The organism is Streptomyces sp. NPDC016309 (assembly GCF_043077235.1).
Lineage (GTDB): Bacteria > Actinomycetota > Actinomycetes > Streptomycetales > Streptomycetaceae > Streptomyces.
In genome coordinates this window covers 415,392-438,294 of record NZ_JBIBSG010000006.1, presented here as the reverse complement: position 1 = coordinate 438,294, position 22,903 = coordinate 415,392, and the positions used below count along the sequence as shown (strand labels likewise).

General features: G+C 75.3%; 20 protein-coding genes and 1 pseudogene. 7 read left to right on the top strand and 14 right to left on the bottom strand.

Annotated elements, in window-relative coordinates; translation table 11 throughout:
- The first annotated feature begins 80 nt into the window (after positions 1 to 80).
- Positions 81 to 1,217: a DegT/DnrJ/EryC1/StrS family aminotransferase gene (locus ACF068_RS18325; RefSeq protein ID WP_392275321.1), complete on the top strand. Its 1,137-nt coding sequence runs from the start codon at positions 81 to 83 to the stop codon at positions 1,215 to 1,217.
- Positions 1,210 to 3,321, top strand: coding sequence for a lipopolysaccharide biosynthesis protein (locus ACF068_RS18320; RefSeq protein WP_392275320.1), 2,112 nt, complete (start codon positions 1,210 to 1,212; stop codon positions 3,319 to 3,321). The genes ACF068_RS18325 and ACF068_RS18320 overlap by 8 nt, the downstream gene beginning before the upstream one ends.
- Here the strand turns inward: ACF068_RS18320 and ACF068_RS18315 are convergent.
- From ACF068_RS18315 to ACF068_RS18285, 7 genes are all read right to left on the bottom strand, one after another.
- Positions 3,291 to 4,403: a glycoside hydrolase family 26 protein gene (locus ACF068_RS18315; protein WP_392275259.1), complete on the bottom strand. Its 1,113-nt coding sequence runs from the start codon at positions 4,401 to 4,403 to the stop codon at positions 3,291 to 3,293. The genes ACF068_RS18320 and ACF068_RS18315 overlap by 31 nt on opposite strands.
- Positions 4,400 to 4,942 carry a hypothetical protein gene (locus ACF068_RS18310; RefSeq protein WP_392275258.1) on the bottom strand — a complete coding sequence of 181 codons (543 nt, stop codon included), beginning with the start codon at positions 4,940 to 4,942 and terminating at the stop codon, positions 4,400 to 4,402. The genes ACF068_RS18315 and ACF068_RS18310 overlap by 4 nt, the downstream gene beginning before the upstream one ends.
- 14 nt (positions 4,943 to 4,956) lie before the next feature.
- Complete coding sequence (locus ACF068_RS18305; protein ID WP_392275257.1) at positions 4,957 to 6,840, bottom strand: hypothetical protein; 1,884 nt, start codon at positions 6,838 to 6,840, stop codon at positions 4,957 to 4,959.
- A gap of 54 nt (positions 6,841 to 6,894) precedes the next feature.
- The gene (locus tag ACF068_RS18300) at positions 6,895 to 7,692 is read right to left on the bottom strand and encodes a polysaccharide deacetylase family protein (protein WP_392275256.1); all 798 of its coding nucleotides are present in this window, start codon (positions 7,690 to 7,692) and stop codon (positions 6,895 to 6,897) included.
- Positions 7,689 to 8,987, bottom strand: a complete 1,299-nt coding sequence (locus tag ACF068_RS18295) for a glycosyltransferase (RefSeq protein WP_392275255.1) — start codon at positions 8,985 to 8,987, stop codon at positions 7,689 to 7,691. The genes ACF068_RS18300 and ACF068_RS18295 overlap by 4 nt, the downstream gene beginning before the upstream one ends.
- Positions 8,988 to 8,997: 10 nt before the next feature.
- The gene (locus ACF068_RS18290) at positions 8,998 to 10,083 is read right to left on the bottom strand and encodes a GNAT family N-acetyltransferase (protein ID WP_392275254.1); all 1,086 of its coding nucleotides are present in this window, start codon (positions 10,081 to 10,083) and stop codon (positions 8,998 to 9,000) included.
- A gap of 119 nt (positions 10,084 to 10,202) precedes the next feature.
- Positions 10,203 to 10,895, bottom strand: coding sequence for an aspartate/glutamate racemase family protein (locus ACF068_RS18285; protein WP_392275253.1), 693 nt, complete (start codon positions 10,893 to 10,895; stop codon positions 10,203 to 10,205).
- Positions 10,896 to 10,975: 80 nt separating this feature from the next.
- Here ACF068_RS18285 and ACF068_RS18280 point away from each other — a divergent pair, with 80 nt between their 5' ends.
- Both ACF068_RS18280 and ACF068_RS18275 read left to right on the top strand, forming a co-directional pair.
- Entirely contained in the window at positions 10,976 to 11,443 is a 468-nt protein-coding gene (locus tag ACF068_RS18280; RefSeq protein ID WP_392275252.1) for a hypothetical protein, read from the top strand.
- 138 nt (positions 11,444 to 11,581) lie between these two features.
- A complete protein-coding gene (locus ACF068_RS18275) occupies positions 11,582 to 11,767 on the top strand; it encodes a hypothetical protein (protein ID WP_392275251.1) in 186 nt (61 codons plus the stop codon).
- A gap of 34 nt (positions 11,768 to 11,801) precedes the next feature.
- On the opposite strand, the gene ACF068_RS18270 is transcribed toward ACF068_RS18275, so the two are convergent.
- Positions 11,802 to 12,656: an LLM class F420-dependent oxidoreductase gene (locus tag ACF068_RS18270; RefSeq protein ID WP_392275250.1), complete on the bottom strand. Its 855-nt coding sequence runs from the start codon at positions 12,654 to 12,656 to the stop codon at positions 11,802 to 11,804.
- A gap of 93 nt (positions 12,657 to 12,749) precedes the next feature.
- Entirely contained in the window at positions 12,750 to 13,859 is a 1,110-nt protein-coding gene (locus ACF068_RS18265) for a CapA family protein (RefSeq protein ID WP_392275249.1), read from the bottom strand.
- A gap of 240 nt (positions 13,860 to 14,099) precedes the next feature.
- Between ACF068_RS18265 and ACF068_RS18260 the strand changes: the two genes are divergently transcribed.
- Complete coding sequence (locus ACF068_RS18260; RefSeq protein WP_392275248.1) at positions 14,100 to 14,627, top strand: hypothetical protein; 528 nt, start codon at positions 14,100 to 14,102, stop codon at positions 14,625 to 14,627.
- Here the strand turns inward: ACF068_RS18260 and ACF068_RS18255 are convergent.
- From ACF068_RS18255 to hutU, 5 genes are all read right to left on the bottom strand, one after another.
- Positions 14,611 to 15,180: a hypothetical protein gene (locus ACF068_RS18255; protein WP_392275247.1), complete on the bottom strand. Its 570-nt coding sequence runs from the start codon at positions 15,178 to 15,180 to the stop codon at positions 14,611 to 14,613. The genes ACF068_RS18260 and ACF068_RS18255 overlap by 17 nt on opposite strands.
- A 182-nt stretch (positions 15,181 to 15,362) precedes the next feature.
- Entirely contained in the window at positions 15,363 to 16,619 is a 1,257-nt protein-coding gene (gene hutI / locus ACF068_RS18250; protein ID WP_392275246.1) for an imidazolonepropionase, read from the bottom strand.
- Positions 16,620 to 16,636: 17 nt separating this feature from the next.
- Entirely contained in the window at positions 16,637 to 17,971 is a 1,335-nt protein-coding gene (locus tag ACF068_RS18245) for a formimidoylglutamate deiminase (protein ID WP_392275245.1), read from the bottom strand.
- Entirely contained in the window at positions 17,962 to 19,152 is a 1,191-nt protein-coding gene (locus ACF068_RS18240; protein ID WP_392275319.1) for an allantoate amidohydrolase, read from the bottom strand. Before ACF068_RS18240 ends, ACF068_RS18245 begins: the two co-directional genes overlap by 10 nt.
- 113 nt (positions 19,153 to 19,265) lie before the next feature.
- On the bottom strand, positions 19,266 to 20,930 hold the full coding sequence (gene hutU / locus ACF068_RS18235) for a urocanate hydratase (protein ID WP_392275244.1): 1,665 nt from the start codon (positions 20,928 to 20,930) through the stop codon (positions 19,266 to 19,268).
- A gap of 126 nt (positions 20,931 to 21,056) precedes the next feature.
- Here hutU and ACF068_RS18230 point away from each other — a divergent pair, with 126 nt between their 5' ends.
- Together ACF068_RS18230 and ACF068_RS18225 are read left to right on the top strand one after the other, a co-directional pair.
- A complete protein-coding gene (locus ACF068_RS18230) occupies positions 21,057 to 22,376 on the top strand; it encodes a diaminopimelate decarboxylase (protein ID WP_392275243.1) in 1,320 nt (439 codons plus the stop codon).
- Between the two features lie 291 nt (positions 22,377 to 22,667).
- Positions 22,668 to 22,862, top strand: a pseudogene (locus ACF068_RS18225) (hypothetical protein); the annotation flags it as partial.
- Positions 22,863 to 22,903: the final 41 nt, after the last annotated feature.

Here is a 22,903-nt window from a genome sequence, read left to right as displayed (position 1 = left end):
TTGACGGCCTCGTCCCTTTCGGGCCACATTGGCCGGGGCTCAGGGGGGACCACATGGTGTACGCCGCTCTGGAAGAGATGATGCGCGGGCGCCTCGGCAGGGAGTGCCTGTACGTGCCGTCCTGTCGGCTCGGGCTGTACGTGGCGCTGCGCCACTGGTGCCCGCCCGGCGGCCGGGTGCTCATGTCGCCGGTCAACGACGACGTCATCCTGTTCGTCGTCCTGGCCGCCGGGCTGCGTCCCGTCATGGCACCGCTCGACCCCCTGGACGCCTCGATCGACGTGGCGGCCGTCCCCGAGAGCGTGTGGAGCGGGCTGTCGGCCGTCCTGACCACCAACCTGTACGGGAACCCCGACCCCGCGCCGGAACTGGCCGCCCGATGCCGTGCGTCGGGCATCCCGCTGCTGGAGGACGCGGCGCACGCGATCGGCAGCACCGTCGGCGGCCGGCCCGTCGGCACGTACGGCGACGCCGCCGTCTTCAGCCTCTCCAAGCACACCGGCGCCGGGACCGGCGGCTTCCTCGCGGTGCGGGACGCCGGCCTGCGTACGGAACTGGCCGGCGCCCGCGACGCGTTGCTGCACCCCGTCCGCGCCGGCGCCGAACTCGCCCACGCCGTCCGCCCCTACGCCGAGGCGGCCGTGCGGGGCCTGCGCCTGGTGCGGGCCGCGCGCGCCGGACTGCGGCTGCTGGGAAAGGAGGAGCGCGCCGGGATCAGAATGCCCCTGCGCCCCGGTGAGCTGAGGACCGCCCTGGCCGGCGCCCCGGGACTCGACCCCTTCCACTCCTGGGTACGGGTCGACCTGCACGACTACCGGCTCACCCCCGGGCGGGCCCGGCTGCGGCGCACCCGGCGGCTCCTGGGGCGCCTCGGCGCGACACTGGCGGCCCACCGCACCGGCACGGAGAAGCTCCTCGCCTCCCGGTGGGCGGCACCCGGCGCCCCGGTGCGGCCGCTGTTCCGCGTCCCGCTCCTGGTCGCCGACCGGGACGCGGCCGTCGCCGCGCTCGCCCGGGCCCGGGTGACCACCGGCTACCTCTACGACCCGCCGCTGGACGACTACGCCGGCGAACCGTTCGTCGACCCCTCCCCCGCGCCGGGGCCGGCCCGCTGGTTCGCCCGCCACGCGCTGCCCGCCGACCCGCTCCGGGCGGACCTGGTCCTGGAGGTCCTGCGTGCCTCCGGCACGCGGCCCGCGCCGCCCCGCGGTGGCTGACACGGCGGTCCGCCGGGGCACCGGGACGAAGGGCGCCGGGACGGGAGGCACCGGGGCGGGGGCCGCCGGGTCGGCGGGCGCCGCCCGGGACGGGCGGGCCGGCGGCGACTCGCTGTTCCGCAACGCCTACGCCCTCATGCTCTCCACCGGCGTCTCCGCCGCGCTCGGCCTCGGCTTCTGGCTGGTCGCCGCCCGCCACTACACGGAGCAGGCCGTCGGCCAGGGCTCGGCCGCCATCGCCGCGATGCGGCTGCTCTCCTCCCTCACCGCCACGACCATGATCGGCGCGGTGGTGCGGTATGTGCCGCGCGCCGGCCGGGCGACGGGGCCGCTGGTGTGGCGCGCCTACGCGGTGAGTTCGCTGGTGGTGGCGGTGGCGAGCGTGGCGTTCCTGCTGACGCTGGACCTGTGGGGGCCGTCGTACGCGCCGCTGCGCGGGCCCGCCGCGGGCCTGTTCTTCACCGTCGCGTGCGTGGCGTGGGCGCTGCTCACCCTCCAGGACGGGGTGCTCACCGGGCTGCGCGAGGCGGTGTGGGTGCCGGTGGGCAACGCCGTCTTCTCGACGGGCAAGCTGCTGCTCCTGGTCGTCTTCGCGACCGCGCTGCCCGCCCTGGGGATCTTCGTCTCGTGGGCCGCCGCCACCGCCCTGTCCGTACTGCCGCTGGGCTGGCTGGTCTTCCGCCGCCTCATCCCGCGCCAGGCCGCCGCCGACCGGCACCGGGAACCGCCCGTCCTCGGCGAGATGGGGCGGTTCCTCGCCGGGGACGCGGTGGGCGCCCTGTTCAGCCTGGCGATGATCAACCTGCTGCCGGTGATGGTCGCCGTCCGCTTCGACGCCGCCCACAACGGCTGGTTCTACACCGCGTACACGGTGGGCGGGACGATGGAGTTCATGGCCATCAACATGGCCTCGTCCCTCACCGCGCACGCCTCGCACAGCCCGGAGTCGCTGGCCGAGGGGGTGCGCGGCGCGCTGCGGCGGATGGCGCTGCTGCTGGTGCCGGTGGTGCTGGTGCTGGTGGTGTTCGCCCCGCAGATCCTGACACCGTTCGGTCCCGCGTACGCCGGGAACGGCAGCCTCGTGCTGCGGCTGCTGGCGGCGGCCGCCCTGCCGCGCGTGGCCGTGGAGCTGTACATCGGGGTGCTGCGCGTCCAGGGCCGCACCGGCGTACTGGCCCTCGTCCAGGGCGCGATGTGCGTGCTGGTGCTCGGCGGCGCGGCCGTGCTGATGCGCCCGGCCGGGATCGCCGGGGCGGGGCTCGCGATGCTGCTGTCGATGCTGGTGATGGCACTGGTGTCGGTTCCCGGACTGCGCGGGGCGCTGCTCGGCCGGCCGCCGGGGCGGGTGCGGCGCCGGGCGGGGAGGGGCGCCGAGGGGCCGGAGTACGGCACCGAATGGGCGCGCCGGCGTGCCGCCGCGTCGGCGGAGCGGGCGCTCGGGCCGCCCGGGCGCGTACCGGCGGCCGGGCCCGTCGAGGGGGGCGGCGAGCGGTGGCATGTCCGGTGGCTGTGGCTGCTGCTGGGGCTGTCCGCCGTGCTGTTCTGGGTGCCGCTGGCCGGTGCCCGGGGCGGGGAGCGGGTCTCCGGGGGCGGCCGCCTGTCGGGGGCCGGGCTGCTGGCGCTGCTGCCGCCGGTCACCGTCACGGCGGGCGTCCTGCTGGTCGTCGTGCACTGCGCTGCCGTCGCGCTGGAGCGGCCGCGTGCCGCCCTGACCGGAGCGGCCCTGCTGGTGACGGTCGCCGCCCTGCACTCGGCGCCGCCGCTGGTGGGCGTGCGCCCCGACCCGGTGGGCGGGCCGGGGGCCGGGGTCCTGGCGCGGTGGGCCGCCGGCGGGGTGGGGCCCGCGGGGCGCGAGCTGGTGCTCGGCGCGCTGCCACCGCTGCTCCAGGTGCTGTGCCTGGGCCTGGCGGCGGTGGCGCTGCGAGCGGTGGGGGTGGGCGGCCGGGTCGTGGCGGCGGCGGTGTGGGTGCTGGCGGTGGCGGGATGGGCGGCGCAGCGGCCGTTCGCGGCGGCCGCGCTGCCCATGGTGCTGGGTTGCGGCGCGGTGGCCGTGGCGGCACTGGTGGTGGGCCGCTACCGGGGCGGGACCGGCTGCCCGAAGTAGTCGTCCTGTCCGGCCAGCCGGTAACCCTCCAGACCGGGGCCGGAGTCGACCGTCAGGTCGCAGCCCTCGCCCGGCACCGGGCGGTTCCAGTGGACCATCGCCTTCACCCGGGGCAGGGTGGGCGCCACCTCGGGGATCCGCGCGTACCAGTCCCGTTGGCGCAGCGGCCGCCGGGGGTCGGGCGCGGTGGCGAACTCGGCCAGCATGACCGGCTTGTCGCCGGACACGTGCGCGCGCAGCCAGTCGTAGGAGGGGCGCTGGCTGCGGTCGAAGTCCAGCCAGTGCGGCGACCGGTGGCAGAGGTAGTAGTTGTACTGGTCCATGCCGATCCAGTCGACGTACGCGTCCCCGGGGTAGAGCCGTTTCATCTGCTCGGCGTGGCCGAGGTATCCGGAGACGGTCCACACCCAGACCACGTTGTCCACGCCCAGCTCCCGGAAGCGGTCGTGGACGTGGCGCCAGGCGGCGACGAACTCGGCGGGCGTGCCGGCGCCCTCCTTGATCCGGAAGTCGGCCTCCTGGTCGAAGGAGAGGAACAGGCGCTTGCCGTACGCCTTGACGCGGCGGGCCTGCGGGTCGATGAGCTCCTCGTCGTGCGCGCCGGAGGCGATGTTCCTCCAGCCGAGCTGCCGTTCGGTCCAGTCGGCGTGGTGGGGCTCGGTCCAGACGGTGGACTCCCACGCCAGCATGAGCAGCCGGTCGCGGCCGAGGTCCTGCTCGTCGGGCGTGAGGAGCTGTCCGTCCAGCGGGGTGCCGGACATGTCGTGGTAGTTGTAGACGAGATCGAGCCCGCGTCCGATCCGGCGCTCGAAGGCCAGCACCGCGTCCTTGAGGGAGCCGTTCGCCGCGTACGGCACGTAGGCGCCCCACCAGGCTCCGCACGGCGGTTCCAGCAGCGCGGTCGGCGCGCACGGGCCGTCCGGTACGTCGCCGGAGGCGGCGTCGCGGGGCAGGTCGCCGGGGGTGCCGCCGGACCGGGTGGCCGCCCAGACGCCGAGCCCGATGAGCAGCGCGCCGACCACGGCGAGCACCAGCGCGGTGTACGTCCCGGCCCGGGCTCCGCCGGAGCGGCGGCCGTTCATCCGTCTCCCCCGCCGGACGTGGCGCGCCCGGCCGCGCCGCGTGTCGCCGCGGGCAGCGGCACCCCGGGGAGGGCCGCCGCGACCGTCGCGAACGCGGCCAGCGCCAGCAGGAACGCCGTGGCGGAGAACCCCCGCACCAGGAACAGCGCGGTCGCGGTGAGCGCGGCCGACGACAGACTGAGCGGTGCCGCCAGTGCCAGGGCCTCCAGCCGGGCCCCGGGCCGGAGTCCCGGCGGCTGCGGGTGCAGCAGCGCGAGGCCGGGCCCGAAGGTGACGAAGAGGAGGACGGGGGCCCAGCGCAGGGGCGACCCGCCGGGCAGCAGGGTGGCGGCGACCGCGAGCCACCCGGTCGCGGCGGCCACGGCCCCGATCGCCACCCCGCGCCGACGGGCGGAGCCACGGCCGCCGTGCTGCGACGGGGCGGGATCCGGCCGCCCGTACGGCCCGGCGGAGTCCGGCCCGGCGTGCGGCGGCCCGGCGGAGTCCGGCCCGGCGGGGTTACGGCCGGTGCCGTCCGGGTGGCTGGTGTGCGGTTGCATGGCGGTCTCCCCCGTCATCGCGGTGGCCGGTGTTCCAGGACGGTGCCGTGCTCGTTCTCCTCCACCACGCGGAACAGCGGGGAGCGCCGCAGGGCGGCCACCATGCGGTCGTAGCCGCCGGGGGGCAGATAGCCCTCGCCGGTGACGGCCTCCTCCTGCGTCCGGGTGAGGATCACGTACGCCCGGCGGCCCTCCGGAATGCCCCGTGCCAGGTAGGCGGCCGGGTCGCGGAGCATCTCCAGGTTCCCGGGCACGTCCTGCTCGGTGAAGAACCAGCGCTCGTAGGCGTCGTAGCGGATGTACGCGCCCGGGAACGAGCCCGTCGTCGCGAGGATCAGGGAGCCCTCCGGTGCCCGGTCGTAGGCCCGCCGTACCAGCGCCGTCTCGGCGGGCGGGGCGTAGTGCATGCCCTCCTTGCCGTAGTAGGAGGGGAGGAACCCGGCCAGCAGCGCGGTGAGCGCCACGGGCAGGGCGACGGCGGTGGCGCGCCGGGCGAGGCGGACCGGCCGTCCGGTGGCGCCGGCCGCCGGGACCAGCGCGGCGGCCGCGAAGAAGGCCGTGCCGGGCAGCCCGAACAGGTAGACCCGGAACAGCATCTCGCCGCCGTAGTCGTTCACGGCGAACAGCGGGACCGGCGCGGCGGCCGCCAGGAGCAGCGGCAGGGCGCTGCGGACCAGCCGGCGGCGCAGCACCACCGCCGTGCCGGCGAGGGCGGCGAGGGTGAGCACCATGAGGACGTTGGCGGCGCCGACCAGTTCCGGTCCGGGGCCGGTGGGCTCTCCGGCGTACCCGGCGCGGGAGTTGCCCAGGAGATCGCCGGCCGAGTCGCGGAGCGTGCCCAGCGTCTGAAGGAACAGCGGCCGGCCCATCGTCAGGTCCCAGGCGACCATGATCAGGCCGGTGACGACGAGCAGTCCCGCGTTGCGGTAGCGGCGGGTGAGGCAGAGCGCGAGCAGGGTGGCGCACAGCATCACGGGCGTGAGCTGGTGCGAGGCGTTGACGGCCACGACGAGCGGCGCGACGACCAGCACGCCGACCGCGCGCTGCCGGGTCCCGGTGGGCGGCGGGACGGCGGCCGCCGCCGGGTCGAGCCGGGACCGGTCGCGCAGGGGACCGGCGGATCCGGGGCGGACGAAGTGGCGCAGGACGACGGCGAGGACAGTGAGGTACAGCAGGTAGGAGAAGCCCTGCGGGGAGAGGTAGTCCTGGCCGACCCAGTTGGCGAGCTGGAAGATCCACACCGCGGTCCACACCAGGCGCCAGTCGTCGGTGAAGGTGCGGTAGACCAGCAGCAGTACGGGCAGCGTCAGCACGCCGAGCACGACCGGCGCCCAGTTGACGTACGACGCGGCGGTGTCCACCCCGAAGGCCCGTACCAGCGCGGCGTTCAGCGAGAAGAACCCCGGCCACTGGTCGTACGCCGACATCCCGCCCGACAGCTCGGTGTACGGGTGGACCGTGCCCTCCGTCAGCAGCCGGGTGATGACCTCGTCGTGCTTGGCCGCCCACGCGTACCGGACCGAGTCGTAGAGCACGGCGGGCGGTGCCTTGAGCGCCGCCAGCATCGCCAGGCAGTACGCCGCCGGCCATCCGGGGGCGGTGCCGGCACGGCGCAGGCTGACCAGGAACCCCGCGGTCAGGGTGAGGAGCGCGGCGTAATAGGCGGGCGGGAACCGGTCGAGCAGCCCGTGGTCCCCGATGTCGCGGAACCCGGTGCGGGGCAGCGCGTACACCCACAGGGCGGCTGCGAGCGGGAGCGGCAGGAAGCCGAGGACGGTCCGCCAGGACCGGCCGCGGGACCGGGCGGCGGGCGGCGGCGCTCCGGACCGGGCCCCGGCCGCCGCGTCACCGGCCGCCGCGTCCACGGCCGGCGCGGGCGCGCGCTGTTGTTGCTGCACTGTGCCTCTCCCCCCAGCGTGTGGCCGTTTCGGCGACGTACGGGAACGTCCTTCTCAGCCGGCGAACGCGGGCCGGCCCCGGAGCGTCGCCCTCGCCCGCCGGTACAGTCGCCAGCCGACCGTCGCCGGTGAGTCCCGGTACGGCGCGGTCCGTGCCCCGCGGCCCGCCATCCAGGCCTCGACGTCGGCGACCGTGTGGGTACGGCGCACGATGAGCCGGGCGATGCGGTACGTCTCGTCCGCGTCCGAACTGAGCGCGTGCCGTACGGCGACGGCGGACGCGTAACCGGCGTCGGACGCGGCCCGGCGCACGGCGCCGTTGTTGTAGCCGTGCGGGTAGGCCAGGTGCGCCACCTCGTGGCCCAGGACGTCCTCCAGGACGGCCTTGGCGTCGCGCAGTTCCCGCCGGACCTGGCGGGCGGGCAGGGTGTCGAGCTGAGGGTGGGTGACCGTGTGGGCGCCGACCTCGATGCCGTACTGCTCCAGCAGGGGCGCCTCGGCGAGCGCCATCATCGGCGCGGGCGGCAGGAGACAGGCCCGGCCGGGGGTGATCGCCCCGGTGGTCAGGTAGGCGGTGGCGGGCAGGTCCCGGGCGGCGAGGGCCTCGGCGGTGGGGCCCGGCAGGTCGGCGAAGCCGTCGTCGAAGGTGAGGACGACGGGCCGGGGCGGCAGCTCGCCCTTCCCGCGCAGGTGGCCGGCGAGCGCGGAGAGGGGGACGGGGGTGCGTCCGCTCGCCACGACGGCGTCGAGCTGGGCCGCGAAGTCGCGGGGCGTGACGCTGAATTCGGCGATCCAGGGGGGCGGGTCGTCCGTCACCGCGTGGTAGAGGAGGACCGGGACGGGGACCTTCATCCCGCCTCCCGGGCTCTGCCGCGGGCGGCGCGCAGCCGCGCGCGGGCGTAGCCGACCGGTCCGTACAGCATGCCGCGCCGTTCCAGCCGCGAGAGGCTGCGCGGCCAGGGGTGGTGGTACGCGCCGTGCTCCCCGGGCGCGGCGGGTCCGGTGACGGGTGCGCCGGGTGCGCCGGGCGCGGCGGGCCCCGGGGAGGCGGTGCGGGCGGCCGTCATCGCCCGGGCGTGGGCGAGGCCGCGCGGGAGGCGGGCGAGGAGGGCCGGCAGCAGGGCGGGGCGGCGCACGGCCAGGGCGGTGAGGCAGGCGGTCAGGCCGGCGCCGTAGCCGTACGCCTGGTCGCGCAGGTCCTGCCAGGTCTCGCGGTGGTGGTGCCGGACGAGGGCGTCGGGCGTGTAGCGCAGCCGGTGTCCGGCGGCCAGCACGGCGACGAAGGCGTACAGGTCGTCGCCGCCCCTGGCGGGGGTGCCGGTGCCGGTGGCCGGGTCGAAGCCGCCCGCGTCCCGCAGGGCGGTGGCGCGGAAGGCCATGTTGGCGCCCGACCCGAAGCTGCCGGCGGTGAACGGGAACAGGGGCTGGTCGGCGGGCGGCCGCTCCGGGTCGTAGGTGCGGGGCGTGAAGCCCTTGGCGAAGCCGCCGTGGCTCTCCAGGAGGACCTGGGCGGGTGTGCGCAGCCGCGCGGGCAGGATCAGCCCCGTGACGCAGCCGATGCGCGGGTCGTCGGTGAACGGCCCGGTGAGGGCGGTGAGCCAGTGCGGGTCGGCGACCACGTCGTCGTCGGTGAAGGCGATGACGGTGCCGTCGGCGGCGGCGACGCCCCGGTTGTGCGCGGCGGCGAGGCCGGGCGCGTCCTCGCGCACGTAGCGCACCCGCCCGGTGTACGTGCGCTCGACCAGCTCCCGGGTGGCGCCGGTGCGGGGCGCGTTGTCGACGACGACGACCTCGTAGTCGGGGTGGTCCTGGGCGAGCAGCGAGTCCAGGGCGCGGGCGAGCTGTCCGGCGCGTTCCCGGGTGGCGACGACGACGGACGTGCGGGGCAGGTCGCCGTACGTCTCGGGCGGCGGCTCCCGGTGGCCGGTCAGCCGCTCGCGGGCGAGCGCGGCGAGGGTGCGGGCGGGGTCGGCGCCGGGCGGGACGTGGCCGAGGACGGTCCCCACGGGGCGGCCGCGGAGCCGCACCAGGGCGTGGACGTCGCCCTCGGGCGTGTCGGCGCAGTGGAAGGACAGGACGTCCCCGCCGAGTTCCGCGAGGTCGAGGTCGGCGACGGCGATGGGCCCGGGCGGCCTGGGCGTGGGCATGGGACCTCCTTCAGCGGCCGCGCAGCCGGCCGGCCCGGTCGAGCGCCTGCCGGACGCGGCGGGCGAGCCGTGGCCGTGCGCGGACGAACCGGTGGGCGCGGCGGGCGGGTTCACGGCTCAGCCGGTGGAGGCCGGCGAGCGGCCCGGGGCCCGTGGCGGCGCCCTCGTACACGCGCAGTTCACCGGTCTTGAGGGCGTCCTTGTACTCGGCCGCGCCGCGTCCGAGGTCGAGCATCCCGATGCCGGCGCCCGCGGCCGCCTCCGCCATGCGGAGGTGGAGGACGAGGCCCGGCGAGTACGGGGCGTAGGCGGGGTCGTAGGCCGGGAACCAGCACGACAGGACGGTGCGGGAGCGGAGCCCGAAGTGCGCGGCGACGGGCCGGTCGGCGACGTACAGGACGGACAGGAGGCCGGAGCAGCCAGGGGCGCGGGTGGTGTGCAGGTCGCGCACCAGGGTGCTGATCCAGTCCTGGGCGAACCGGTCGCGGCGGCCGGTGCGGCGGTACTGGGCGGACTTCCAGGCCATGAGCGTGCGCAGTACGGCCGGGTCGCGCTCGTCGAGGACGAGACGCACCGGACCCTCCCGGCGGCCCAGGCGCCGCTCCTTGGCGAGGGTGGTCCGCAGGAACGTGGGCGACCGGACCCGCAGCACGGCCTCGTACGCGGCGTAGCCCTCCGTCACGTCGATGACCGGTGCGGCGAACTCCTCGGCGGCGCCGGTCAGGAAGGTGCTCTGGCCGGCCTCCAGGTTGTCGAACTCCCAGGCGGCCAGTCCGCAGCCGCGCAGCAGTTCCGGCGCGGTGACGCCGAGCCCCGCCCGGAGCACCGCCCCCTGGCAGTCGGACACGCCGAGCCCGATGGCCCGGCCGCGCCCCAGGGGGCCGGTCTCGTACGGGAGGAAGCCGACCGGGTCGCCGCCCTCGCGGAGCACGGCGACCCGGGCCCGGGGCCGTACCCGGCCCACGGCGCGCGTGAACTCGGGCTCCATGAACGGATTGGCGGGTGCGCCGGACGTGGCGCGCAGTGCGCGCCAGACATCGGCCTCGTCGTCGCCGAGCTCCCCCGGCCCGACGACATGGATGCGTACAGCGCTCAACTCCGACCCCCCGGTCTCCCCCTGAGCCGTGCTGGACAGGACGGTACCGGCCGAAATCACTCCAGGACAGGGTCAGTCACCCATGTCGTGAGGCGAGGGGAAGAAGTGATCACACGTGATCAAAGGGACAGGGCGGCGGTGACGGCGGCCTCGGCGTGCAGCCGGGTGGTCGGGAACACCGGGACGGGGCTGTGTTCCTGCCCGATCAGCAGCTCGATCTCGGTGCAGCCCAGGATGACGCCTTCGGCGCCGTCGGCGACGAGCCGGCCGATGACCCGCTGGTAGGCGGCGCGGGAGGTGTCCTCGACGATTCCGAGGCACAGTTCCTCGTAGATGATCCGGTGCACTTCGGCCCGCCCCTCGGCCTCGGGCACCAGGACGGTGAGGCCGTGCCGGGCGAGCCGGTCGCGGTAGAAGTCCTGCTCCATGGTGAAGGCGGTCCCCAGCAGCCCGACCGTCCTCACCCCGGCCGCGCGCACCGCGTCGGCGGTGGCGTCCCCGAGGTGCAGCAGCGGCACGGGCACGGCGTCCTGCACCTGTCCGGCGACCTTGTGCATGGTGTTCGTGCAGATCAGCAGCAGGTCCGCCCCGGCCGCGGCCAGCCCCCGCGCCGCTTCGGCGAGCACTTCCCCGGCCTGCTCCCACTCACCGGACGCCTGGAGCCGCTCGATCTCCGCGAAGTCGACCGAGTGCAGGATGCACCGCGCCGAGTGCAGCCCGCCGAGGCGCTCGCGTACGAGCTCGTTGAGGAGCCGGTAGTACTCCGCGCTGGATTCCCAGCTCATGCCGCCGATCAGTCCGATGGTCTTCATCGGGACAGACTCCCATGATCGTCGAACGACCTTGCCGGTTTCCTCACATCTCCTCACAGAAATCGCTAGCCTGTGCTCCCATGAGCAACAGCATCCCGGTGGACGACACCACCCATGCCCAGGTCACGCTCCTGGCGCGCGCCTGGAACGTGACACCCGGTCAGGCGGTCGCCCGGCTGGTCGAGTTCTTCCAGCGGCCCGTCCCGGCGTCCCCGGAGGGCGGGGCGGCCGGGGGCGCGGGCGACGACTCCGGCGGGGGCGCGGACGGTGGGGGCGGCGGTGGCGCGGGCGGTGGCAGTGCGGGCGGTGAGCGGGTGCGCGTGCACGCCATCTACGGCGGGGTGCGGATCGCCGGTCTGTACGACCCGGTGACCCGCGCCCTCACGGTGACCGACGGCCCCGCCTCCGGCGCGTACCGCACCCCCAGCGGCGCCGCGAGCGCCGTCCTGCAAGCCCTCAAGCCCGAGGTGAACCCCAACCGCAACGGCTGGAGCTTCTGGACGGTCGACAGCAGCGGCGCCCTGCTCCAGAGCCTGCGCCGCCGCTGATCCGATCGTTCCGCCCCCCAGGGGCCGACTCCTGCGTCATACTCGATGTGCTGCTCAACTTCCCTGCGTGGCGCCCCGCTTGGCCTGCCCGCCGACGGAGCGCCCGCTTCCGCCTCCTCCACCCACCGGGAGCCGCACGTGCCCGACGACCGCGATCCGCTGCTCAGTCAGCGCTCCGCCCTCATCTTCCTGCTGGGCGCCCTGGTGGGCATCGGAGCCGGCCTCCTGACGTGGTGGAAGGGCGCGGGGGCGGCGACCGCCCTCATCGCCACGGGCACCGCCTTCGCGGCCGGTGTGTGGTTCTTCCACAGCACGGTCGCCTAGGTCGTGTCCGCACGGTACCGGCGCCCGCCCGCTGTCAGGCCACCTGCCGTGCCAGCGCGGCCAGGTGGGCGAGAGCGGCGTCGGTGGACGGATCCGGCAGGGCGACGATGACATGGTCGATGCCCTGTTCCGCGAGTTCGCCGCAGCGCTGGACGCTCTCGTCCACCGACTGCCCGTCGGGCACCCGCATGTGGAGGGTCTTCTCGATCGCCTCGTAGGGGCGCCCCTCCGCCTCGCAGTGCGCGCGCAGCACGTCCAGCTTGTGGCGGACGTCGGCGCCGAGGAACAGGTTGCAGGCGTCGCCGTAGCGGGCGACCAGCCGGAGCGTCTTCCGCTCGCCGCCGCCCCCGATGAGGATCGGCGGGTGGGGCCGCGACAGCGACTGGGGCGAGTTGAGCGTGCGGGACAGTTGGTAGTGCTTCCCCTCGTACGGGGTGTCCTCGGCGCTCCACATCCGCTTGGCGATGCGCAGCGTCTCCTCCAGGCGCTCGAACCGCTCGGCGACCGGCGGCAGCCGGAATCCGAGCCCCCGGTGCTCGTCCTCGTGGAACCCGGCCCCGATCCCCAGCACGGCCCGCCCCCCGGACAGCACGTCGAGGGTGGTCACCTGCTTGAGCAGCAGCCCGGGCTGACGGTAGGTCACACAGGTGACGAGCGCGCCGAGGGTGACCCGGCGGGTGAGGGCGGCCGCGTACGACAGGGCGCTGTAGGCCTCCAGCATGGGGTCCTCGGCGGCGCCGAAGTTCGGTATCTGGAAGAGGTGGTCCATGACCCAGAAGCTGTCGAGCCCGGCGTCCTCCGCGCCACGGGCCACGTCGGCGAACCGGGCCGCGATGGCGGCGGGTCCGCCGGGCCAGTCGAACCGGGGACAGGTGAGTCCGAGCTTCACGACGGTCTCCTCAAGGGCTTGGCTTCATGGTCGCGGCGCACGCCGGGCGAACGAAAAAAGCCTGCCGGTCGGTCGGCAGGCTGTCGCTGGGGATCAGCGGGAGCTTACGACGAGCGCGCCGCGCGGGTCGAGTTCGACGTGCGCGCCGAAACCGCCGCTGATCCGGTCCAGGGTGGCCCGCAGCCATGCGAGGTCCTCGTCCGGGGCGTGTTCCAGGCGCATCCGCCGGGCCCGCATCGGAACGATCCGCACGTCCGGCGGCCGGCCGGAGCCCGGGTCGACCGCGACCAGGTACAGCGGCCGGAGGTCGTCCCGGTAGCGCTCGTACCCGGTGATGCCCTCGTAGTCGTCGATGAGGTCGCCGCAGCCGTACAGGACCAGCCCGTCCCGGTACAGCTCCAGGGGCCGGGGGTGGTGCGAGGAGTGGCCGTGCACCACGTGGACGCCGCCGTCGACCAGCGCGTGGGCGAACCGGACCTGGTCCCGGCCCGTGGCGTAGCCCCAGTTGGAGCCCCAGTGGACGCTGGCCACGACGACGTCACCGGGCCGCGCGACCCGCCGTACCCGGCGGACGACCGAATCCGCCGCCTCGGGGGTGGCCTCCGGCACGAAGGCGACCCCGGGCCGGTCCCCGGTGGCGGCCCAGCCGGGCGGGATGCCACTGGACGCCATCCCGAAGGCGGTCACCACGACCCGGCGCCCGCCCAGCGGGACGACCGCGGGCCGCCACGCCTCGTCCGCGTCGTGCCCGGCCCCGACGGTCCGCAGGCCCGCCCCGGCCAAGGCGTCGAGGGTGTCCTCCAGCCCCCGCCGGCCGAAGTCCAGCACGTGGTTGTTGGCCAGCACGCACGCGTGGGGGCGGGCGACGGCCAGGGCGGGCAGGTTCCCGGGGTGCATGCGGTAGTGGACGTCCTTCCCGGCCGCGAACGTCCCGTCCCCGGTGACGCTCGTCTCCAGGTTCACCACCCGCACGTCCGGCGCCCACGCGTCCAGCACCGCCAGCGCGTCCCCCCACGGCCACCCGGGCCCGACGGGCCGCGGAACCGGCCCGTTCACCGCCTCGGCCAGCTCCACGTACGCCCTGGCATCGCGGACGTACGCCTCCCGCAGCGCCGGATCTCCGGGGCGCGGCAGGATCTGGTCCACCCCGCGGCCGAGCATCACGTCGCCGCAGAGGAACAGCGTCACCGCGGAGGCGGTCATGCCTCCAGGGTAGGGCGGGACCCGGTGCGGTCGCCGATTGCACCAGCGACCGGCCGGTTGATAGTCATGTCGTACGCATGATCGTTTCTCCGGGCGCGTCGCGGTCCGCCGAAGGGCCACGGGGGAAGCGGAGCCGCGCGACGACGTGCCGGTGCCCACCCCTCGCTCCCTCCATGCGTCCGTCCGTCCATCCGTCCGCACGCACGCGCGTGTGATGACACCCCGTGGAGTCCCGTCCCCATGAGCACGCCGCCCTCCCACCAGGTACCGCCGCAGGCCGGTCAGGCCCTTCCCCAGGGGTACGGCACCCCGCCGGCCGCCGCCCCCGGCGGGCCCGCGCCGTACCCTCTCCCCGTGTACGGCGATCCGGCCGCCCCGCGCGCGTGCCGCTTCTGCGGCGGCCACCCCACGGTCGACACGTCCGTGCGGGCGCACCAGGGCATCCTCGTCATCATGCGCTTCCAGAAGGTCGACGGGCCGTTCTGCCGTGGCTGCGGGACCGCCGTGGTCCGGGCGGTGACCACGCAGACGCTGTGGCAGGGCTGGTGGAGCCCCTTCTCCCTGGTGTTCTTCACGCCCTTCACCCTGCTGTGGAACCTGGTGGCCCATCTGCGCCTCGCCCGGCTCGCCCCGGCCGCCCCCGCGCCCGGCCGCGCGGCTCCGGACCAGGGGCAGCCGGTGTACCGCCGGCCCCTGGCCTACGTGGCGCTGGTGCCCGTCGTCTGGGCCGCGTACTTCATCACCGCCGTGGTCACCGGGTCCGCGTGACGGCCGCCGCGCCGGCGGCTCGGGGCAGCGGTTCCCCTTCGTCGTAGGAGGCGTAGGAGTCGTAGGAGGCGTACGCGTAGCCGCCCCGGTGCGGCCCGTTCACGGTGACGTCGATGCTCACCGGGCCCGGCCGGGTCACGTCGAGGTGGCGCTGCACGAGGGACCCGTCGCACACCTCGGCGGGCCCGGGCGGGGCTTGGGCGGCGCCGACGGAGAAGCGCAGGGCGACCGTCGCGTTCCCCGTGCACAGGAACGCGAGCGTCACGCCGCGCACCCCCGCGGGCGGGCCGGGCAGGGTGTCGCCGAAGTGCGCGGAGAGCGGGCCGGAGCCGGCGGCGAGAGAGCGCCGGCCGGTGAAGGCCCGGTCCAGGGCGGCGGTCAGGCCGGCCGCGTCGTCCGGTGGTGGGATGGACGGGGCGGGCACCGGGACCCGGGTGCGCGTCGGTGCGTCGGGCCGCGCGTCCCGGGTGCACGCCGGGACGAGGAGCGTGGTGGCGGCGACGAGGCACAGCCCCGCCCTCCGGTGCGCTCCGCCGGACAAGCCCAAGCCCATGGTGTCCCCGCCCCTCCGCCGTGCCGCCCCGGGTCCGCGTCACCGTACCGGGACGGCCGGCGGGCGTCCCCGGGGACGGCGCGGCCGTGGCCGGTTCGGACCGGTGCGCCCGCGGGCGGCCCGGGCCCCCGGGCGGTGGGCCCGGGGGCGCGGGGCGGTGGCGGCCGGGTGGCGGGGGCCGGTCAGAGGACGCGTTCTCCGTGGCGCCAGACCGCCGACACCAGGGGGACGCCGGGGCGGTAGGCGAGGTGGACGTGGGAGGGGGCGTCGAGGAGCGTGAGGTCGGCGCGGGCGCCGGGGGTGAGGCGGCCGATGTCGGTGCGGCGGAGGGCGGCGGCGCCGCCGGCCGTGGCGGACCAGAGCGCCTCGTTCGGGGTCATGCCCATGTCCCGTACCGCCAGGGCGATGCAGAACGGCATCGAGGACGTGAACGACGAGCCCGGGTTGCAGTCGGTCGACAGGGCGACCGTCACGCCCGCGTCCAGCAGGCGGCGGGCGTCCGGCCATTCGGCACGGGTGGAGAACTCGGCGCCGGGGAGGAGGGTGGCGACGGTGTTCCCGGCGGCCAGGGCGTCGACGTCCGCCTGCGTCAGGTGCGTGCAGTGGTCGGCGCTCGCCGCGTCGAGTTCGACCGCGAGCTGGACGCCGGGGCCGTACGAGAGCTGGTTGGCGTGGATGCGCGGGTGGAGGCCGCGGGCCTTGCCGGCGGTGAGGATCGCCCGGGCCTGGTCGCCGTCGAAGGCGCCCTTCTCGCAGAAGACGTCGATCCAGCGGGCGTGCGGGGCGCAGGCGTCCAGCATCTCGCCGGTGACCAGGTCGACGTAGCCGGCCGGGTCGTCGGCGTGGTCCGGGGGGACGATGTGCGCGCCGAGGTAGGTGACCTCGTCGGTGTGGCGGGCGGCGATGCGCAGCGCGCGGGCCTCGTCCTCGACGGTGAGGCCGTAGCCGGACTTGGTCTCGAAGGTGGTCGTGCCCTGGTGCAGTGCCTCGCGCAGGTAGCGGGTGACGTTGGCATCGAGCGCCTCGTCGGTGGCGGCGCGGGTCGCGGCGACGGTGGTGCGGATGCCGCCGGCGGCGTACGGCTGCCCGGACATGCGGGCGTTGAACTCCGCGGTGCGGTCGCCGGCGAAGACCAGGTGGGAGTGGGAGTCGACGAAGCCGGGGACGACGGCCCGGCCGTCCGCGTCGATCCGGTTGTCAGTGGCGGGTGCTTTGCTTGATTCACCGATCCAGACCACGCGGTCGCCGTCGATGACGACGGCCGCGTCCCGGATCAGGCCGAGGGGGGATCCGTCACCGAGGGAGGGGTCGTTGGTGACCAGGCTGGCGATGTTGGTGATGGCGGTGGCCGTCGCCGCGACGGCGTTGTTCGCCGTCGCGGGGGCGGCCGTGGCCGGGGGGTTGTTCGTCGTGTCGGGGCCGCTGTTCGTGCTGTTCATGGTGCGGGGTGTCTCCTTCAGCGGTGCAGCGCGGCGATCGAGTCCGTCAGGGCCCGGGGCACGTCGGGCACGAGGCGGTGGGCCCCGTCCTGTACGACGTGGCGCCCGCCCACGACCGTATGGCGCACATCCGCTGCCGACGCGGCGAATACCGCTGTCTCAGCTCCCAGACGCGGTACCGGTCCCGCTGTCCTGACGGTGTCGAGGGCGATGGTCGTGAAGTCGGCGAGCGCCCCGGTCTCGAGGCGGCCGGCGTCCGGCCATCCGAGGGCGGCGTGTCCGTCGGCGGTGGCGGCGCGCAGCAGCGCGGCGGCGGTCCAGTGGCCGCGGGTGCGGGAGCGGAGGCGCTCGTCGAGCTCCATCGCCCGTGCCTCCTCCAGCAGGTCGATCACCGCGTGGCTGTCGCTGCCCAGCGACAGGGGCGAGCCGGCGCGCTGGAGGGCGACGGCGGGGCCGATGCCGTCCGCGAGGTCGCGCTCGGTGGTCGGGCACATGCACGTGCCGGTGCCGGAGCGGCCGAGCAGGGTGATGTCCTCGGCCGTGAGGTGGGTGTTGTGGACGCCCGTGGTGTGCGGGCCGAGCACCCCGTGGTCGGCGAGCAGCCGGGTGGGGGTGCACCCGTGGGCGGCCAGGCAGGCGTCGTTCTCCGCGGTCTGCTCGGAGAGGTGGACGTGCAGGGGTGCCCGGCGTCCGGTGGCCCATCGGGCGACCGTGGAGAGCTGGTCGGCGGGGACGGCGCGGACGGAGTGGATGGCCGCGCCGATGCGGACGCCGTCGCGCTCCTTGAGGAGGGAGGCGCGTTCGGCCCAGGCTTCGGCGGTGCCGTCGGAGAAGCGCGTCTGGTGCCGGTCGGGTTCGGCGCCGAAGCCGGAGGACAGGTAGGCGGTGTCCAGGAGCGTGATGCGGATGCCCGCCTCGCCGGCCGCGGCGATCAGTGCCTCGCCCATGGCGTTGGGGTCGGCGTAGGGGGTGCCGCCGGGCGCGTGGTGCAGGTAGTGGAACTCGCCGACGGCCGTGATGCCGGCCAGCGCCATCTCGGCGTACACGGCCCGGGCGAGCGCGAAGTAGGACTCGGGGGTGAGCCGGGAGGCGACCTGGTACATGACCTCGCGCCAGGTCCAGAAGGTGCCGGAGCCCACCTGGACCGTGCCGCGCAGGGCGCGGTGGAAGGCGTGGCTGTGCGCGTTCGCCAGGCCCGGGAGGGTCAGGCCGCGCAGGGGGACGGCGCCGGGCGGCGGGGCGTCGGCGCCGGTGCGTACGGCGGTGATGCGGCCGTCCGCCACGTCCAGGGCGACGCCCGGCTCGACATGGGTGCCGAGCCAGGCGTTCTCGCACCAGTAGGTCAGCGGCACGCGAGGCCCTCCAGTACGTCGGCGAGGGCCAGCACGCCGGCCACGCAGTCGTCCTCGGCCGCGTGTTCGGCCGGGGAGTGGGAGACGCCCGTGGGATTGCGGACGAACAGCATGGCGGTGGGGACGGACGCGGACAGGATGCCCGCGTCGTGTCCGGCGCCGGTGCCGAGGACCGGGACCTGGCCGCCGAGGATCTTGCCGAGCTCGTCCCGCAGGGCGTGCTCGAACTCGACGACGGGCGTGAAGGACTCGCGCACGACGGTGAGGTCGACGCCCTGGCGGGCGGCGGCTTCGTGGGCGGCCGCCTCGATGCCGGAGACGACCGTGTCGAGCGTCGCCTGGTCGGCGGCGCGGGAGTCGAGCCAGCCGCGGACGAGGGAGGGGATGGCGTTGACGCCGTTCGGCTCGACGGCGATCTTGCCGAAGGTGGCGACGGCACCGGCGAGTTCCGCCTCGCGGCGGGCGGCGAGGACCGTCTCGGCGTACGTCAGCATCGGGTCGCGCCGGTCGGCGAGCCGGGTGGTTCCCGCGTGGTTGGCCTCGCCGTGGAAGTCGTACCGCCAGCGGCCGTGCGGCCAGATGGCGGAGGCGATGCCGACCGCGTCCCCGGTCAGGTCGAGGGCGCGGCCCTGCTCCACGTGGAGTTCGACGAACGCGCCGATGCGTGCCAGGCGCTCCGGGTCGGGGCCGATGGCCTCCGGGTCGTACCCGGCCGCCTCCATGGCCTGGGGCAGGGTGGTGCCGTCGGCGTCGCGCAGCCGGTGCGCGGCCTCCTTGGTGAGCTGCCCGGCCGCGAGGCGGGAGCCGACGCAGGCGAGTCCGAAGCGGGCGCCCTCCTCGTCACCGAAGTTGGTGATGGCCAGCGGGCGGCGGATGTCGGCGCCCCTGCGGCGGAGTTCGTCGAGTGCCGCGAAGGAGGAGACGACGCCCAGCGGGCCGTCGAAGGCGCCGCCGTCGGGGACGGAGTCCAGGTGCGAGCCGGCGACGACGGCGTCCTCGCCGCGGGGGTCGCCGAGCCAGGCCCACTGGTTGCCGTTGCGGTCGGTCTCGTAGGTGAGGCCGCGGGCCTCGGCCTGCTCCTGGAACCAGGTGCGGCAGTCGGCGTCGGCGCCGGTCCAGGCGTAGCGGCGGTAGCCGCCGGAGCCGGTGTCGCGGCCGAGGGGGGCGAGCTGCCGCCACATCTCCTGGAAGGTGGGCGGGTGCGTCCCGCTGGGCGAGGGTGTCCCGGTGGGCGGGGGCGGGCTCGCGGGCCGCCCCTGGGCGGGGCCGCCCGCGAGCCCGTCGTCGAAGCGGGTCACGACCGGTCGCCCTCCCGCATCGGGACGCGGACGCCGCGCTCGCCGGCGACCGACTCGGCGATGTCGTAACCCGCGTCGACGTGGCGGATGACGCCCATGCCGGGGTCGTTGGTGAGGACGCGGCGGATCTTCTCGCCGGCGAGCGGGGTGCCGTCGGCGACGGTGACCTGCCCGGCGTGGATGGAGCGGCCCATGCCGACGCCGCCACCGTGGTGGAGAGACACCCAGGAGGCGCCGGAGGCGACGTTCACCATGGCGTTGAGGAGCGGCCAGTCGGCGATGGCGTCGGAGCCGTCCAGCATGGCCTCGGTCTCCCGGTACGGGGAGGCGACGGAGCCGCAGTCGAGGTGGTCGCGGCCGATGGCGAGGGGGGCGGCCAGCTCGCCGGAGGCGACCATGTCGTTGAAGCGCTCGCCGGCGCGGTCGCGCTCGCCGTAGCCGAGCCAGCAGATGCGGGCGGGCAGGCCCTGGAAGTGGACGCGCTCGCCGGCCATCTTGATCCAGCGGGCCAGCGACTCGTTCTCGGGGAAGAGGTCGAGCATCGCCTGGTCGGTCTTGTGGATGTCGGCCGCGTCGCCGGACAGGGCCGCCCACCGGAAGGGGCCCTTGCCCTCGCAGAACAGGGGGCGGATGTAGGCGGGGACGAAGCCGGGGAAGTCGAAGGCCCGGTCGTAGCCGGCGAGCCGGGCCTCGCCGCGGATGGAGTTGCCGTAGTCGAAGACCTCGGCGCCGGCGTCCATGAAGCCGACCATGGCCTCGACGTGCCGGGCCATCGACTCGCGGGCGCGCTGGGTGAAGTCGGCGGGCTTCTCGGCCGCGTAGGAGGCCATGTCGTCGAAGTCGACGCCGAGCGGCAGGTACGACAGAGGGTCGTGGGCGGAGGTCTGGTCGGTGACGATGTCGATGGGGGCGCCCTCGGCCAGCATGCGCGGCAGCAGCTCGGCCGCGTTGCCGAGGAGGCCGATGGAGAGCGGGCGGCGGGCGTCGCGGGCCTCGGTGGCGAGCTGGAGGGCGTGCTCCAGGGAGTCGGCCTTGACGTCGAGGTAGCGGTGCTCGATGCGGCGCTCGATGGCGCGCGGGTCGCAGTCGATGCAGATCGCGACGCCGTCGTTCATGGTGACGGCGAGGGGCTGGGCGCCGCCCATGCCGCCGAGGCCGGCGGTGAGGGTGATCGTCCCGGCGAGGGTGCCGCCGAACTTCTTGGCGGCGACTGCGGCGAAGGTCTCGTAGGTGCCCTGGAGGATGCCCTGGGTGCCGATGTAGATCCACGACCCGGCCGTCATCTGGCCGTACATGGTCAGGCCGAGCTGCTCCAGGCGGCGGAACTCCTCCCAGTTGGCCCAGTCGCCCACCAGGTTGGAGTTGGCGATCAGGACGCGGGGGGCCCACTCGTGGGTCTGCATGACGCCGACGGGCCGGCCGGACTGGACCAGCATGGTCTCGTCCTGCTTGAGCGTCCGCAGCGTGCGGACCATCGCGTCGAAGGAGCGCCAGTCGCGGGCGGCCTTGCCGGTGCCGCCGTAGACGACGAGCTTGTCGGGGTGCTCGGCCACCTCGGGGTCGAGGTTGTTCTGGAGCATCCGCAGGGCGGCTTCCTGCTGCCATCCCAGGGCGCTCAGTTCCGTACCGCGCGGGGCCCGTACGGGGCGGGGTCCTGACATGGGGATGCCTCCTCGGATGCCGGTGGGGCCGGCGACGGTTGCAGATTCAGTTATTCACATAGTGGCGGTCTGAATAGATGTAGTCAACGGCTGCGGCGCCGGACAGCGGATGATTGGCTGGGGAACATGGCTCCAGACCGTCGCGACCAGGCCGTGCGCGCGGCCGTCGACCAGTCCCTCGTCACCGCCGCCGAACCGGTCGCGGCCCTCCTCGACGTCACCGGCGTCCGCGCCTCCGCGGCCGCGCTCCAAGCCGCCTTCGCCGAGGTCACCGCCGCGCCCGTGCTGCACGCCTTCGCCGTCAAGGCGTCCCCGCTCGTGCCCGTCCTCCGGCTGCTGTACGAGGCGGGGCTCGGCGCCGAGGTGGCGAGCCCCGGCGAGCTGGCCCTCGCCCGCGCGGCCGGCGTCGACCCCTCCCGGATCGTGCTCGACTCCCCCGCGAAGACCCCGGCCGAGCTCCGTGAGGCCCTCGCCCTCGGGGTCGCCGTCAACGCCGACAACCCCCAGGAGCTGGCCCGCCTCGACGCCCTCCTCCGGGAAGCGCCGACCACGTCACCGCTCGGGCTCCGCGTCAACCCGCAGATCGGCGCGGGCACCATCGACGCCCTGTCCACCGCGACCGCCACCTCCAAGTTCGGCATCGCGCTGCGCGACGAGGGCGCCCGCGCCCGGGTCGTCCGGGCGTACCTCGACCGGCCCTGGCTCACCCGGCTGCACACCCACTCCGGCTCCCAGGGCGTCCCGCTGTCCCTCCTCGTCACCGGCGTCCGGGAGGTGTACGAGCTGGCCGAGGAGATCAACGCCGCCGCCGGGCGCCGCCAGGTCGACACCATCGACATCGGCGGCGGCCTGCCGGTCAACTTCGCCTCCGACGACGAGACCCCGACGTACGCCGAGTACGCCCGGCTCCTCGCCGCCGCGGTTCCGGGGCTGTTCGACGGCCGCTACGGACTGGTCACCGAGTTCGGCCGGTCGCTGCTGGCCAAGCACGGCACGGTGCTGGCCCGCGTCGAGTACACCAAGACGTCCGGATCCCGCCCCATCGCCGTCACGCACGCGGGCGTCCAGGTGGCCACCCGTACCGTCTACGACCCGGCCTCCTGGCCCCTGCGGATCGCCGCCTACGACGGGGAGGGCCGGCCCAGGTCCGGCGACCCGGTCGACCAGGACGTGGCCGGCCCGGCCTGCTTCGCGGGCGACCTGCTGGCCGTCGGCCGCGCACTGCCCCTGCTGAGGCCGGGCGACATCGTGGCCGCGCTGGACACCGGGGCGTACTACTTCGCGCACCACTACGCGTACAACTCGCTCGTCCGGCCCGGGGTGTACGGCTACGTCGGCCACGAGGACGGGTCGGTGCGCTTCGCGACCGTACGGCCGCCGCAGACCGTCGCGGAGATCGTCGCGGAGGCGGGCGGGGACCGCCTGGACGGCCTGCTCGCGCTCTGAGGGCATCCCCTGCCGGGGCGAGGGCAGAACTGCTCCATGACCACCACCGAACCAGCCGCGGGCGCCCAGGAGGAGCCCTGCGGGCGGGCGTCCTGGTCGCCATCGGGGTGGCGCTGTGGGCGCTCAACAAGGTGGTGATGCGGGCCGGCGGAGAGGCGTAACCGGCGACCCTATCCCCTCCGGCGCACGTTCCTGCGGAAAATGCCAGAACTCCCACCAGCCAGGGGAACGTTGCGTAGCGTCATGGTCACAGCCTTGGATGCGTAACGGGGAACAGGGAGGGGAGCCCGCGTGCCCGGAATCGACGAGTGCCTGCGCGAAGCGATGAGCCTGCCGGGCGCGCTGGGGGCGGCACTCGTCGACTGGACCAGTGGCCTCGCCCTCGGTACGGCCGGCGAGTCCCCGGTGGGGGACCACGAGACGACGGCGGCGGAGACGGCGGAACTGGCCCGGGCGGCGGCGGAGTACGAGTCGTTCAGCCCGGACGCGATACCCGCCCCGCCCCCGGACCGGGCCGCGCTCCCACC

Coding starts and splice junctions, on each gene's coding strand:
- ACF068_RS18230 (WP_392275243.1), top strand. CDS start 21,057: ATGGCTCCAGACCGTCGCGACCAGGCCGTGCGCGCGGCCGTCGACCAG.
- ACF068_RS18255 (WP_392275247.1), bottom strand. CDS start 15,180: ATGGGCTTGGGCTTGTCCGGCGGAGCGCACCGGAGGGCGGGGCTGTGC.
- ACF068_RS18265 (WP_392275249.1), bottom strand. CDS start 13,859: ATGACCGCCTCCGCGGTGACGCTGTTCCTCTGCGGCGACGTGATGCTC.
- ACF068_RS18240 (WP_392275319.1), bottom strand. CDS start 19,152: ATGTGGCGGCAGCTCGCCCCCCTCGGCCGCGACACCGGCTCCGGCGGC.
- ACF068_RS18310 (WP_392275258.1), bottom strand. CDS start 4,942: ATGCAACCGCACACCAGCCACCCGGACGGCACCGGCCGTAACCCCGCC.
- hutI (WP_392275246.1), bottom strand. CDS start 16,619: ATGAACAGCACGAACAGCGGCCCCGACACGACGAACAACCCCCCGGCC.
- ACF068_RS18280 (WP_392275252.1), top strand. CDS start 10,976: ATGAGCAACAGCATCCCGGTGGACGACACCACCCATGCCCAGGTCACG.
- ACF068_RS18315 (WP_392275259.1), bottom strand. CDS start 4,403: ATGAACGGCCGCCGCTCCGGCGGAGCCCGGGCCGGGACGTACACCGCG.
- ACF068_RS18325 (WP_392275321.1), top strand. CDS start 81: ATGCGCGGGCGCCTCGGCAGGGAGTGCCTGTACGTGCCGTCCTGTCGG.
- hutU (WP_392275244.1), bottom strand. CDS start 20,930: ATGTCAGGACCCCGCCCCGTACGGGCCCCGCGCGGTACGGAACTGAGC.
- ACF068_RS18295 (WP_392275255.1), bottom strand. CDS start 8,987: ATGCCCACGCCCAGGCCGCCCGGGCCCATCGCCGTCGCCGACCTCGAC.
- ACF068_RS18285 (WP_392275253.1), bottom strand. CDS start 10,895: ATGAAGACCATCGGACTGATCGGCGGCATGAGCTGGGAATCCAGCGCG.
- ACF068_RS18260 (WP_392275248.1), top strand. CDS start 14,100: ATGAGCACGCCGCCCTCCCACCAGGTACCGCCGCAGGCCGGTCAGGCC.
- ACF068_RS18300 (WP_392275256.1), bottom strand. CDS start 7,692: ATGAAGGTCCCCGTCCCGGTCCTCCTCTACCACGCGGTGACGGACGAC.